This is a genomic window from Ekhidna sp., assembly GCF_039960695.1.
In the GTDB taxonomy this organism is placed as follows: Bacteria; Bacteroidota; Bacteroidia; order Cytophagales; family Cyclobacteriaceae; genus Ekhidna.
In genome coordinates, this window is sequence record NZ_JBDVKP010000004.1 from 1 (window position 1) to 12731 (window position 12731).

General features: G+C 41.5%; 16 protein-coding genes. All 16 read right to left on the reverse strand.

Translation table 11 applies throughout. The annotated features are described in order from the left end of the window. Positions 1-370: 370 nt before the first annotated feature. A complete protein-coding gene (locus ABJG98_RS00780; protein WP_348277547.1) occupies positions 371-1804 on the reverse strand; it encodes a serine hydrolase in 1434 nt (477 codons plus the stop codon). Positions 1805-1875: 71 nt separating this feature from the next. Further along, the gene (locus ABJG98_RS00785; protein ID WP_348278090.1) at positions 1876-2076 is read right to left on the reverse strand and encodes a DUF3291 domain-containing protein; all 201 of its coding nucleotides are present in this window, start codon (positions 2074-2076) and stop codon (positions 1876-1878) included. Positions 2077-2163: 87 nt separating this feature from the next. Beyond that, positions 2164-2790, reverse strand: coding sequence for a hypothetical protein (locus tag ABJG98_RS00790; protein ID WP_348277548.1), 627 nt, complete (start codon positions 2788-2790; stop codon positions 2164-2166). Further along, positions 2787-3608, reverse strand: coding sequence for a serine hydrolase domain-containing protein (locus ABJG98_RS00795; RefSeq protein WP_348277549.1), 822 nt, complete (start codon positions 3606-3608; stop codon positions 2787-2789). The genes ABJG98_RS00790 and ABJG98_RS00795 overlap by 4 nt, the downstream gene beginning before the upstream one ends. 263 nt (positions 3609-3871) lie before the next feature. Then, a complete protein-coding gene (locus ABJG98_RS00800; protein WP_348277550.1) occupies positions 3872-4174 on the reverse strand; it encodes a type II toxin-antitoxin system RelE/ParE family toxin in 303 nt (100 codons plus the stop codon). A 668-nt stretch (positions 4175-4842) separates the two neighbouring features. After that, entirely contained in the window at positions 4843-5394 is a 552-nt protein-coding gene (locus ABJG98_RS00805; RefSeq protein ID WP_348277551.1) for a hypothetical protein, read from the reverse strand. A gap of 241 nt (positions 5395-5635) precedes the next feature. Further along, positions 5636-6061 (reverse strand): putative toxin-antitoxin system toxin component, PIN family, encoded by a 426-nt coding sequence (locus ABJG98_RS00810; RefSeq protein WP_348277552.1) that lies wholly within the window; start codon positions 6059-6061, stop codon positions 5636-5638. Continuing rightward, positions 6039-6266: a hypothetical protein gene (locus ABJG98_RS00815; RefSeq protein WP_348277553.1), complete on the reverse strand. Its 228-nt coding sequence runs from the start codon at positions 6264-6266 to the stop codon at positions 6039-6041. Before ABJG98_RS00815 ends, ABJG98_RS00810 begins: the two co-directional genes overlap by 23 nt. A gap of 293 nt (positions 6267-6559) precedes the next feature. Then, on the reverse strand, positions 6560-7087 hold the full coding sequence (locus tag ABJG98_RS00820) for a hypothetical protein (RefSeq protein ID WP_348277554.1): 528 nt from the start codon (positions 7085-7087) through the stop codon (positions 6560-6562). Between the two features lie 264 nt (positions 7088-7351). Beyond that, the gene (gene accC, locus ABJG98_RS00825; RefSeq protein WP_348277555.1) at positions 7352-8698 is read right to left on the reverse strand and encodes an acetyl-CoA carboxylase biotin carboxylase subunit; all 1347 of its coding nucleotides are present in this window, start codon (positions 8696-8698) and stop codon (positions 7352-7354) included. A gap of 12 nt (positions 8699-8710) precedes the next feature. Further along, positions 8711-9184, reverse strand: a complete 474-nt coding sequence (gene accB, locus ABJG98_RS00830; RefSeq protein WP_348277556.1) for an acetyl-CoA carboxylase biotin carboxyl carrier protein — start codon at positions 9182-9184, stop codon at positions 8711-8713. A 99-nt stretch (positions 9185-9283) separates the two neighbouring features. Beyond that, entirely contained in the window at positions 9284-9847 is a 564-nt protein-coding gene (gene efp / locus ABJG98_RS00835) for an elongation factor P (RefSeq protein WP_348277557.1), read from the reverse strand. A gap of 22 nt (positions 9848-9869) precedes the next feature. Then, positions 9870-10868, reverse strand: coding sequence for a beta-ketoacyl-ACP synthase III (locus ABJG98_RS00840; RefSeq protein ID WP_348277558.1), 999 nt, complete (start codon positions 10866-10868; stop codon positions 9870-9872). A gap of 11 nt (positions 10869-10879) precedes the next feature. Then, a complete protein-coding gene (rpmF, locus tag ABJG98_RS00845) occupies positions 10880-11071 on the reverse strand; it encodes a 50S ribosomal protein L32 (RefSeq protein WP_089356102.1) in 192 nt (63 codons plus the stop codon). Positions 11072-11096: 25 nt separating this feature from the next. Then, a complete protein-coding gene (locus tag ABJG98_RS00850) occupies positions 11097-11639 on the reverse strand; it encodes a DUF177 domain-containing protein (protein ID WP_348277559.1) in 543 nt (180 codons plus the stop codon). Positions 11640-11677: 38 nt separating this feature from the next. Continuing rightward, positions 11678-12721: a 4-hydroxythreonine-4-phosphate dehydrogenase PdxA gene (gene pdxA / locus ABJG98_RS00855; RefSeq protein WP_348277560.1), complete on the reverse strand. Its 1044-nt coding sequence runs from the start codon at positions 12719-12721 to the stop codon at positions 11678-11680. Positions 12722-12731 lie beyond the last annotated feature (10 nt).

Sequence of the window (12731 nt, forward strand, 5' to 3'; positions counted from 1 at the left end):
AATGTCATAGTTGCTAAATCACCCACTGTAATGAATAACAAGAGACGTTCTTCTCAGCACCTTACTTTTGAAAAAGATAAAATGTTGTTAGTTAGTACAAAATCAAATGTAACTACGACGCTTACTCTGGAAAGATTAAAGCAATAGATTTAGTTAGCACTCAGAATGGTGGATAACGGTCTTGTATATAAAAAGTAGCGAATTTTTTAGCAATAACTTTTCGGGTTAGCACTGACAAAATTTTATAAAATTCATTTCCCTTCAAGCCCTGAAACCGCTATTTTTTATATACGTTGTTACCTGCCATTTTTATTTTTCTGTCGTTTAATTTCTTTTTCAATGTATGTTTTGCGTTTCCGATTTTGTCATTTCATTGCTTGTTAACTCGTTCCACGAACTGGTTATCTCCTTCTGATTTTCCGTCCCCGTAAATTCTCATACCGACTACCTTTCCGTTATCATCAAGATCGAAGATGATATCGTCATTACCCGCATTGTAGTAGAAATCGTGGGATCCGGATGGGACAAATTCAAAAATTGAGTTGTTGGGATACCGGATTCGCAGAAATTTCCTGGAGACAACAACCTCCCATATCTCACCTGCTTTATTGTGATAACCGCCTGCGAACTTTTCCAGTTCATTGGTTGGGATATTTACGCGGGGCTTATCCTCAGGAGCACGTGCCGCTGGAGGAAGTATTTCTCCTGCTACAAGGTGCATGGCAATCAACATAGGTTCTGATTCATAGGTCCGCGCATTTGATAGAACCACTGCCGCTACACCGGTTCTTGCATTAAACGCCAATCCGGACCTATATCCTTGCTTTCCTCCGGCATGCCGATAAATTCCATCTGACCTAAGTCCAAGACCGAGTGGCAAAAAAGTTCCATCAAGTTCGACACCTTCTCGCATCTGAAATTTCGCTGCTTCCACCATATGGGAATTGTTGGATTTCCCCAAATATAGTTCCAGCAATCTAAGCATATCATTGGCTGTAGACCGTAGAGAACCGGAAGCTTGAAGTGTAGCCATTTCCCAAGTCCGAATCGGCTGAAGATAGGGACTATGACCCGGTGCCAACCGTGCCAACTGTTCCGAACTAAGTGTGATCGAAGTGCTGTTCATTTCCAGAGGACCCAGTACCCGATCCTTGACCAAATCTTCATAAGTTGTGTTCATTCGGAGCGCTAGCACCCATCCAAGGAGTGATACCCCAAGGTTTGAATAGGCGTACTTTATTCCCGGTGCTCCCTCAGGCGTATAGCTTGACAAGAAAGACCAGAGTTGGTCAACAGAATAAGCTGCATAGGGGTCAGGCTCACCGTGGATATCAAAATTGGTTGGCATCGAAGGCAGCCCTGAAGTATGCGTGGCCAAATCACGAAGGGTTATAGGTCTCCCAACTTCCACCAATTTTATCTCGGGAGGTAGAAAGTCACTCACTAGGTCGTCCAGTCCTACTTCTCCACTTGTAACCATTTCAGCGAGTAGTAGATTGGTTATTACTTTGGTGAGTGACCCAAGTTGGAATACAGTTTCCCCATCCAAAGCCCGTCCATTTTCGGCCCCACTTAGTCCATTGGTAACAACATTCTGACGTTCACCATCAATTACTCCAACCACCATGCCGATACCATTGTATAGCATGCGCTCTTTGAGCATAGCACTGATCAGGTTGTCCGACGGGACTGCCCATTCAGGTTTACCGGACGTGAATGTTTTTTTTTCTCTTCTACAACCTACGACACCCAAAAAGAGGGTGAGAAATGTAGCTAAAATGAGATATCGATAAGAAAGTTTCATGTTTTTGACCTTGATTAAAAAATATAATTTCATGGATATTTCCAGAGATAAATAATGAGAATGGCATGTCTCTAAACAAAGCCTTCACAACGTTCAGCAAGGTTATTGACTCGTTCTAAATTGTCAAGAAACTCTTTCATTATGGGATAGTTTATATTTACACCTTTCATGCGAGCTATATTAATTTCTTCTATGTGATATTTTTTTTCATCAGTTTTTCCAATGGTAGGTAACGCCCAGATATGGCATGTGCCTCTGGACTTGTTTAATATCTACTAAAGTATCGGTTTAGCATTTCAGTTTCAAGTAGCTACTTAGTGGCATGTGCTATATCGTTTGTTAGTGGTCGTTTTGACATTTCATTCCGTTTCAGGATAATCTATGAACACTACTTTATTGTTTTTATCCAATGAGACTGTAGTATAAAGAGTTCTGCTCCCGATAAGTTTATAGTATCTGAAAGTATGAATGCTGACACCAAAAAGATTGATATCTCTAGAACTAACATCATCCTCTCCTAGAAAGACAATTGATTCGGTACTCGATAAAGCGGCTTTCAATCCTCTGGAAAGATATGACTTTGGAAATTTGTCACTTATTGAGTTTTTGCTTAGCTCATTAGAATCCAGGTTTTTAAATAATGTAAGGTGTTTGTTGGTGAGATCTAACCTATTATCTGCGATGGTCTCTCTTTTTGAAAGTTGCCCTAGTTCTTCATAATAAATTGATGCAATCTTCTGCACTAAAGGAAAATTTGTTCCTCCTGAGACATTGGTTAACAGAATGATGATAAATTTTTCTTCTGGAATAATAAAAGCCTGACTGCTGAACCCAGTCCTGAAGGCACCGCTATGCTGAGAAACAACTCTGCCGACCAATGGCCAATTCATCCAGCCTGGTGCGGTAGGTATAAGTTCACCATTATCAAGTATTGCAGAGGAAAACATGAGTTTTGTAGACTGTTCATTTAGTAACTCTCCAGTCAAGAGGGCATCATAAATGTCATTAAGTCCTTCGCAGTAGTACGAATTCCAACGTCAGCTCTTCCATAGGCAACCGGAGAGATTAGAATTCCATTTCCTCTACCTGAAATACCTGTGTCCATTTCTGTTGTGTCGTGATCGAAATAGCCCGAAACTCTGTTTGGAATAAGTTTATAGGGATGATCTACATACGTTTCAGAAAGAGACAAAGGGTTGAAAATAAATTGTTGAAGATACTCGCCATAATATTTTCCAGTTATTCTTTCGATCACCACACCTAGCACAAAAGGCCCAGAAGAGTAGAAAGTACCTGTCCCAGGTTTAAACTTTAATTCATGATCGAAAAGATGTTGAAGAAACGAACTGTCTGATTGAGCTTTTAAAAACAATTCGTTAGATTCATCCCAGCTATAAAGCCCCCAATCGTCTACGAGTCCTGACGAATGAGTCAATAGGTGCCATATGGTGATGGCATCCCATGATTTAGGAGCTTCTGGAATGTATTTCGTTACGCGATCATCAGGACTCAGCAAACCTGCTTCCATAAGTAAAAGTGTAGCTGCTGCCGTGTAGGCTTTGCTCATTGACGCAATTGCAAAGACTGATTTTTCTGTTACTGGAACACCTAATTCAACATTGGACAAGCCGCGGTAACCCTGTTCAATGATTTTACCATTTTTTCCTATGATAAAAGCAAATCCCGGAACATCCTTTTCTTTAATTCTCTGATTAACAACCTGGTCAACACTCTGTTGAGCAATGCATACCGTATTCAGGAACAATGTCAACAAAGTGATTCCAATTATTCTGTGTCTTCTCATTTTGCTTTATCCGCCATGACCACTAACGCTCAGATATGGCGCTATGGCCCCCGAGCTTTATTAATAGCGATAAAAGTAGCTTATCTGTCCGCGCCCGGCAAGGGGGTGCACAAAGTATCAAATGGACACTGCGCCATGAATATAAAAATATCCCACAAGCTGAAGATAGTAGAAAGCACAATAGTTTCTTGGCGGCAGATAAGCGGGATGTTTTGCAGGCACTTGGCAGATGACTAAGTAAGGCCATGCGCAATATCGTCCTTTCACATCTGTTTTAATTGTTCCCGTAGTTCGTCAGGGTCTTGCTTGTTAGCCCAAACAAGAGTTAGACTTATATAATCTGTTTTAATCTTGTAGTAGAGTGTTACAAGTGGATGAATAAGAAGTTGCCGAAACTCTGTCTGTTTGTAGGTTGGCCCGATTCGCGGATTCTTCTTCAGCTGCTCAATCCGTTCGTCGAGTCGGTCAAGGAAATTGTCCGCAACATCCTCATTCCACTGTTCTTCAATAAAGTCGGTTGTTTTGTCCAGCGATTTGAGCCCAACTGGCGTCCAAACTGTTCTCATTTACGTCCTAAAAGTTCTCGTGCACTTGTGTGTTCAATGCAATCCTCAAATTTGGCTGAACTGGATTCATGTAGGAGTTCTAGAATTGTATCAGGAGTCTCAAAATCTGGATTGTTCTTAAAACTCTCAATGCGATTAATAACGTCTTCACTTTGGATAGAGCTTATCCAAGTAATTAACTCCAGTTTACGTTGTTCAATCGTCATGCTGTAAAGATACGAAATTTACTACATGCAGTCAATGGATGTGAACGCCTAGCTAAAGTGCGTATGTCCCGAACCCACCTGATGAAAAACTAAGCTAGCAAAGCTGTGACCCACTTACAACAGTATGTGTGAAAAACTCTGTGAGAAAGATGAAGGCTAGAGCAAGAAAAGAAGCTAAAGTGAATTGAACTATCAGTGGAGAAGCTTTGCGGTTCGAATAGCAGGAGAGTGGCTAGGAGCAGTTTGACATATGCACTTTAGCGTTTGTTAGGAGACGCCACCCCTCAAAAGCTATCTCGAAGAAAATGCGTTGTGAAAGATAACCTCCAGAAGCACTGTAGTTGCTAAGGCTTCTCAACTTTTAGAAGGTGCATCGAAGTGGGACAGTTACAGATCAGGCGGTGAATAGCACGCTGACAAATGCTGCTTAGCAACTGTTAGACACAGCTTTAGTGGCTCAAATCACCATATTACCATGCGTTTGATCTTAGCTTTACGTTCGAAATTCTGAGTTGAAGGTTCGTCATTCGGGTTAGGTTCATAGTTGCCTACTTGAGTTCCTCTGGGGCTCATGACTTGAAAGTTAATATTTCCAGATTTGTATTTTACTGATACGTATTCAACAGAGGAGTCAAGATAGTCGGGGACTTGGTAAACGTTAGGATGTTTGTTCTCAATCTCTCCTAGAGTTGATCCGATACCCAATCCATCATACGTCCTGTAAGCTTTTGAAAGGCAAACAATTCCACCAATAGTTTTATCGAAATCCTTAGACCAAACAAACATTAATGTGTCAGAATTATTGATCACAATCAAATAGCCGTTACCAGGCCCGTCTATTCCGTATTTAGTTGCGGGTAGTTCTTGGATTGAGTTCGCTGGAAAAACTTGAGTTAGAATGTTCATGCTATCTCCCAAGTTGATGTTTCCCACAGAGTTTGGAGTTATCCTATAGTCTTGCGAATTACTAGTTAGTGCAATGAGAATTAGTAGGAGGGTGAGATAATCTTTCAAGTGGAGATTGTTGTGTCTAACGTTCAGGTAAAATGCTGTGTGGCTCGAGCTTTCTTAATAGCACTAAAGTAGCGATTCAGGCTCCAACTCACAACGGTTCAGATACAACACGTTCCACAAGCATTTTTCCTAGTGGCAGAAAGAAAAGTAGAAAGCACAGCCTTTTCCAAAAGCCAGAAATCGCAGTTCAGTTGCACTGAAAGTAGCAGATGGGTAGTAGCCAAATGCATTTTACCGCTTGTTACCTGTCGGCTATTTTAGCTAGTAGTTGATTAGGTTCAATGATCTCCGCTCCCTCAAAGGGGTTCAGTTCCAATAAGTCCTGATCTCCTGTCACTAGAAAGTTAGCTTTTGAAACTCTGATCAGTCCCAACAAAAAGTTGTCTTTCGGATCTCTGCAAATGTTCGGATACTCTATGACCTTATAGTCAGTTCCGATGAAGTCCATCAGTTTCAGTAGTTCGGATACTTTCTCTCTGCTAAAATATTTTTGAAATTTCTTCCTTCGTGTTACTTCAGTCAATTCCGCTCGAAGTTGTTCGGATAGTATGATTTCAATTTTCTGAGAAGTTAGAAGTTCTGTCAATTCACCAAGTTGATGACCAATGAGGTAACTGATCCAAATGTTGGTGTCGAATATGACCTTAATTCGATGTTCGCTTATCATAAAGGTCTTGTCTGACTTGTTCTACTTCTGAAGTTATCTCGTTCATCGAAAGCTTGTCAGTTTGAAAAGCAGTCAAAAGTTCAGTCAGTTTGGAGCCAATTGTTTCCTTCTCAAGTTCTTGGGAAATCTTGATCTTCTGTTCGCCTGGCAAGTTCCTAACCAGTTCGAGTATCTGGGAGAAAGAAAGGTTCATGTTCGCTTCCATAGGTTAAAGTTACGAAAAAGTAGCACTATCTGTTATCATGGCGCAGCTGACAGGTAACGCTCAGATATGGCGCTGTGGCCTCCGAGCTTAATTAATTTCGATAAAAGTAGCTTATCTGCCGGTGCATTCAAAGTATCAGATACGCACTGCGCCATGAAAGATAAAAATCTCCCACGAGCAGCACTTATTAGAAAGCACTTCAGATTTTTGGCGGGAGATAAGCGGGATGTTTAGCAGGCACTTTGCAGATGACTAAGTAAGGCCATGCGCAATATCGCCTGTTGGCCTCTGTTTTAGATTTCCTCTACTTTTTTGGCAGTTCGTTCGAGGAATTTCTTGATGAGTTCTGAGTCCGTGTAAGGTCTAAAGTTGTCCCTCGCTGTTTGTTCTATGGCGTTAATCTCAGACCTGTAGTCGTCTGAAAAATAGAGTTCATATGCAGCAAAGTTCGAATACAGTTCAAAGAGTTCGTCTGACTTAATTGTTTTTGCAAATTCGGTTGGATACTGCTTTAGCAAGTTGATAATAGGTGTTCCCATAACCTCCGAAAGTGCTCCGTCAGATTGTTTTAAGATCTTGTTGAATACTGGCAAATAGTATTTTCTGGTTTGTTTGTTAGTTGACGTTAAGCTATCAAGGATTCTAAAGGTTATGAAGTTGTCCGCTGGTTGGAGTTCATCATTCATAATCCGTTCAGCAATAGTTCGTGAGTCTATGTCGGCCAGATAGTAATAATGTTGTTCAACTCTTAGCGTGTCAGTTTGTTGACCAAAGAGTTCAAGAGTTGAAATGAGAGTTAAGAAGAGAAGAAGTTTTTTCATCTTGCAGTCAATGGAGGCCAACATTTGTGTAAACGACATTATGTCGTTTATCTACCTTTCAAATATACCAGTAGCAACCAAGCTGTCCAACGGACTTTTGATTTCTTCCATACTCTTGCTACTTACATGGGTGCATATCTGAGTTGTTTTAGGACTGTTATGGCCAAGCAATGTTTGAATGTAGCGGAGGCACTCTTCAGGTTTGGAAAAAATAAAACCCTCACCATTTCTGGCAAGGGTTTGATATTCTAATATTCCGTAAGCTTACTTCAGCACGCTGAAATCCCACGTGTCCAAATACTTGGTGGTAAAATTCCCGGATCTAAACGCTTCATCTTCCATCATTTTCAGGTGGAAAGGAATCGTCGTTTTAATGCCTTCTATCACCGTCTCTTCCAGTGCCCGCTTCATCTTAATAATCGCTTCTTCCCGCGTTTGTGCACTCACAATCAGTTTTCCAATCATGGAGTCATAGAAAGGAGGGATGGTATATCCAGCATACACATGGCTGTCTATCCGCACTCCATGTCCACCAGGGAAGTGAAGGTTGGTAATCTTGCCCGGACTTGGTCGGAAACCGTTTGCCGGATCTTCCGCATTGATTCTTACTTCAATCGAATGACGCTGAGGATAATAGTTTCTTCCGGAGATTGGCTCACCCGCGGCTACTTTGATCTGCTCTTTTATCAGATCATAGTCTGTTACTTCCTCTGTAATCGGATGCTCCACCTGTATACGTGTATTCATCTCCATGAAGTAGAAGTCTCCATTTTTATCCACGAGGAACTCTACTGTTCCGGCTCCTTCATATTTGATGGCTTCAGCACCTTTGATGGCAGCTGCTCCCATCTTTTCTCTTAGTTCCTGAGAAACAATCGGAGAGGGGGTTTCCTCGATCAGCTTCTGGTGCCTTCGCTGGATGGAGCAATCTCTTTCGGAGAGGTGGCAGGCTTTGCCTTTGCTATCTCCGACAATCTGTATTTCTATGTGACGAGGCTCTTCCACGAATTTTTCCATGTACATGCCATCATTCCCAAAAGATGCAGCAGCTTCTTGTCTGGCACTGTCCCAGGCTTTTTTAAACTCACTTTCTTCCTTGATGAGTCTCATGCCTTTACCGCCACCACCTGCGGTGGCTTTGATCATCACAGGGTAACCTATTCCTTTAGCCAATTTAATTCCTTGTTCCACTGACTCTAATAGTCCTTCAGAACCTGGAACAACAGGTACACCAGCCTTTATCATGGTTGCTTTAGCCGTGGCTTTGTCACCCATTCGGCTGATCATGTCTTCGCTTGCACCAATAAACTTGATGTTATTTTCGGCGCAGACACGAGAAAATTCAGCATTTTCTGATAAGAAACCATAGCCTGGATGGATAGCATCTGCATTGGTTACTTCGGCAGCCGCAATGATGTTTGGAATCTTGAGGTACGAATCTTTGCCTGCCGCAGGACCAATACATACAGCCTCGTCTGCAAAACGCACATGGAGACTGTCAGCATCTGCCTTAGAATAAACAGCTACCGTTTTGATACCCATTTCTTTACAGGTACGAATGATACGCAATGCGATCTCGCCTCTGTTGGCAATCAAAATCTTGTTAAACATAAGGGTAATGTTTTACGATGGATCAACTAGGAAAAGCGGCTGATCGTATTCTACAGGTTGTGCATTGTCAACCAGTACTTTCACGATTTTACCAGACACTTCTGACTCAATTTCATTGAATAGCTTCATAGCCTCTATGATACAAACAGGGTCGCCTGCCTTTACAGAGCTACCTATTTCGACAAATGAAGGTGATTCAGGATTTGCAGATCGGTAGAATGTCCCGATCATGGGTGATTTTATTTCTACAAGGTTGCTTTCTGCTGCTGGGGCACTGCCTCCGTCTGCTGCAGGAGCGGGAGTTGCTGCTGGAGCTTGAGCTGTTGGTGCGGGAGCTGCAGCCATTGGCGCAGGAGCAGATGCAATTACGTGCTGTTCGGCGCTTCTCTTGATGCTCACCTTAAAGTCATCTGTCTCAATATTCACTTCTTCCAACCCTGACTCGGAAAGGAAGTTTATTAATTCTTGAATTTCTTTGGCCTTCATAGGTTAATTGTTGATTAATAAATCTTAAGAACTAAGGTATAAAATTTCTTTGGCTGAGTGCAAAATTTCTTTTTCAGATTAGCCGTTAGGTACACGTGCTTATTTTACGCGCTCTACATATGAGCCGTCTACAGTATTGATTTTAATCACTTCATCTTGCTCAATAAACATAGGTACCTGAATGGTAGCACCAGTCTCTACCACTGCATTTTTTGTGGCATTGGTTGCTGTATTTCCCTTTACCCCGGGATCAGCCTGAGTTACGGTCATAATCACATGTTGTGGCAACTCACAACCCAAAACTTTTTCTTCTTCGGCGTGGAAAAGAATTTCTACTTCTTGTCCGTCTTTCAAGAATTTTGGTGCGTTGATCAGGTCTTCCTGAATGGCAATCTGCTCGTAAGTAGAAGCATTCATGAAGTGATAGCCCATATCATCCTTATATAAGAATTGATGCGGTCTTCTTTCTACGCGTGCGGTTGTCACTTTTACACCTGACGAAAAAGTGTTATCTAAAACTTTGCCGGTAGAAATGCTTTTCAATTTCGTTCGTACAAACGCTGGCCCTTTTCCCGGTTTCACGTGTTGAAATTCTACAATCATGAATAGATCATTATTGTATTCAATCACCAATCCATTTTTAAAGTCTGCTGTAGTTGCCATGAATTTTTAGGATGTTAGTTGGTTATTTAGGATCGTATGCCCATTTTACCCAGATAGATCCCCAGGTAAATCCGCCACCAAATGCAGCTAGAATAAGGTTATCTCCTTTTTTCAGTTTGCTTTCATAATCGAATAAGCAAAGTGGGATCGTGCCACTGGTTGTATTGCCATATTTCTCAATATTCAGCATAACTTTTTCGTCGCTCACGCCCATTCGATTGGCGGTAGCATCGATAATTCTTTTGTTGGCTTGATGAGGAACCAGGTACGTCACGTCATCGGCCGTTAGCCCGTTTCGTTCCATCACCTGAGCTGCAATGTCGGCCATGTTCTTCACTGCAAATTTGAACACAGTAGAACCTTCCTGATAAGCAAAATGCTCACGATTCTTCACTGTGTCTTCTGTTGCTGGTCTTCGGCTACCTCCGGCCTTCATGTGAAGGAAAGGTTCCCCAGAACCATCAGACTTTAAGACTGAATCTTTAATGCCAAAATCTTCTTCCGTAGGCTCTAGCAAAACCGCTCCTGCGCCATCTCCAAAGATGATGCAAGTGGCACGGTCAGTATAGTCCACGATGGAGGACATCTTATCCGCGCCAATGACTAATACCTTTTGGTATTTGCCTGTCTCGATGAATTGTGAGCCTGTAGCCAACGCATAAAGAAATCCGGAGCATGCAGCCTGAATGTCGTATCCAAACGCATTTACTGCTCCGATTTTATTCGAAATGATATTGGCAGTTGCCGGAAAAACAAGATCCGGTGTTGTCGTAGCACAAATCACCAGATCAATATCTTCTGCTTTGGTATTGGTTTTCTTCAGGAGTCCTTCTGCGGCCTTCACAGCCATGACTGAAGTACCCTGATCTTCACCTTTTAATATATGTCTTTGTTTGATGCCTGTTCGAGAAATGATCCACTCATCATTGGTGTCAACCATTTTCTCGAGATCCTTGTTGGTAATAACGTCCTCAGGAACGTACCCGTGAACGCCCGTTATTGCAGCTTGAATTTTAGGCATCAGGACTTAGCTTAAGCTAAAACTTCTTTCTCCATCACAACTTTACCTTTATAGTAAAGTTTGCCTTCATGCCAGAAAGCTCTGTGAGGAAGGTGTGCTTCACCTGTAGTAGGACAAATCACAAAGCTCTTTGGAGTTGCTTTATAATGTGTTCTTCTCTTGTCTCTTCTGGTTTTCGAAATCTTTCGTTTTGGATGCGCCATCTTCTTTTCTCTATCTTAATTTTTCTTATTTCAATTTCTTAAGGGCTTCCCACCTGGGATCTATGCTTTCTTCTTGTGACTCCTTATCAGTTTCTGAAACATAAATCATTTCATCACTTTCGGGACCGTTTTGGAATTTTGGATGAAGTTTTTTCATCGGTACTTCCAAACTGATTGATTCATATAAAAACGCGGCAATGTTTAATTCCTGCTGACCTTTTAAAATTACAAATACATCTTCACTTAGCTCTTCCTGTTCGTCACCGTATTTGTAAATGATTTCCTTATTTATTGAAATAGGGAAGTCAAAAAGCTCAAGGCTTCTGTCACATTCCAGCTCAATTGATCCCTCAATCTTAAGATTAAGCGTAATCATAGAGTCTGTTTTTGTCAAAATCACGTCGCAAGTGCCTTTGCCCTTGCTTACCAGGCTGTTTTCAAAATGAGTGAACAAATCGTCATTAAACAGGAAATTAAAGTCGTGAGTGCTATTACTCAGTCCAAAAATTTCAATTTTATACGCTTTCAAATCCATCATTTCCGTCCACTTCCCGGTAAAGACCCGCAAATTTAGATAGAATCCAAGTACTACAAAAGCTTTATGAATTACTTTTCATCCTCACTTGCAAACTGACTCTCGTTTCGTTGGCGAATAATGTCATTTGCTAGGTAAAGTGCATTGCGGAATGAGGTTTCATCTGCTTCGTTTTTGCCTGCTATTGAAAAGGCCGTTCCATGGTCCGGAGATGTACGCACAAATGGTAGCCCGGCAGTGTAATTGATTCCTTCTTCGAAAGCCAAAGTTTTGAACGGGATTAATCCTTGATCATGATACATGGCTAATACGCCATCGTATTGCTTATAAGTGCCCATGCCGAAAAATCCATCTGACGGAAAAGGACCTGCAACTATGTGATGACCACTTTTTACTTCGTTGATGGCAGGGATAATTACTTTTTCTTCCTCATCACCAAGAAGTCCGTTTTCACCTGCATGTGGATTCATTCCTAATACCGCAACACGTGGTTTTTTAATACCAAAATCTTTCTGGAGTGACTTGAGCATCTTCTGAATCTTGATAACAATTTTTTCTTTGGTCACTTTGCTACTTACTTCCTTGAGTGGAATGTGCCCGGTAACTACGCCAACTCTAAGTCCTTCATGTACGAGAAACATGAGGCTCTCTTTTTCTCCGGCTTCCTGTGTTAGGTATTCGGTGTGCCCAGGAAATTTAAATTCATCTGACTGAACCAGTTCTTTACTTAAAGGTGCCGTAGTGATCGCATTAATTTTTCCATCCTTCAGATCTGCTACAGCCCTTTGTAAGGATAGTACAGCATATTTGCCACCGGTTTCATTGGGATGTCCAGGATTGATTTCTATAGCTTCATCCCATACATTCAACACATTCACTTTTCTGTGTATGACCTTTTCAATGCTAGAAATTTGCTGGTAGTTGAAATCTTCCTTGTCAAGGTTTTTACGATAATAGGAAATCACCTTGCCTGAACCATAAATCACAGGTGTGAACTGCTTGAGTATGCGATTGTCTTCTAGAGATTTGATTATAACCTCTGGCCCAATACCATTCACATCACCGATGGTGATTCCTATAACAGGTTTATTTTTTTTGTGAGATGATTCACCCATTTGCGCATTA

Coding starts and splice junctions, on each gene's coding strand:
- ABJG98_RS00780 (WP_348277547.1), bottom strand. CDS start 1,804: ATGAAACTTTCTTATCGATATCTCATTTTAGCTACATTTCTCACCCTC.
- ABJG98_RS00795 (WP_348277549.1), bottom strand. CDS start 3,608: ATGAGAAGACACAGAATAATTGGAATCACTTTGTTGACATTGTTCCTG.
- ABJG98_RS00800 (WP_348277550.1), bottom strand. CDS start 4,174: ATGAGAACAGTTTGGACGCCAGTTGGGCTCAAATCGCTGGACAAAACA.
- ABJG98_RS00810 (WP_348277552.1), bottom strand. CDS start 6,061: ATGATAAGCGAACATCGAATTAAGGTCATATTCGACACCAACATTTGG.
- ABJG98_RS00815 (WP_348277553.1), bottom strand. CDS start 6,266: ATGGAAGCGAACATGAACCTTTCTTTCTCCCAGATACTCGAACTGGTT.
- ABJG98_RS00820 (WP_348277554.1), bottom strand. CDS start 7,087: ATGAAAAAACTTCTTCTCTTCTTAACTCTCATTTCAACTCTTGAACTC.
- accC (WP_348277555.1), bottom strand. CDS start 8,698: ATGTTTAACAAGATTTTGATTGCCAACAGAGGCGAGATCGCATTGCGT.
- accB (WP_348277556.1), bottom strand. CDS start 9,184: ATGAAGGCCAAAGAAATTCAAGAATTAATAAACTTCCTTTCCGAGTCA.
- efp (WP_348277557.1), bottom strand. CDS start 9,847: ATGGCAACTACAGCAGACTTTAAAAATGGATTGGTGATTGAATACAAT.
- ABJG98_RS00840 (WP_348277558.1), bottom strand. CDS start 10,868: ATGCCTAAAATTCAAGCTGCAATAACGGGCGTTCACGGGTACGTTCCT.
- rpmF (WP_089356102.1), bottom strand. CDS start 11,071: ATGGCGCATCCAAAACGAAAGATTTCGAAAACCAGAAGAGACAAGAGA.
- pdxA (WP_348277560.1), bottom strand. CDS start 12,721: ATGGGTGAATCATCTCACAAAAAAAATAAACCTGTTATAGGAATCACC.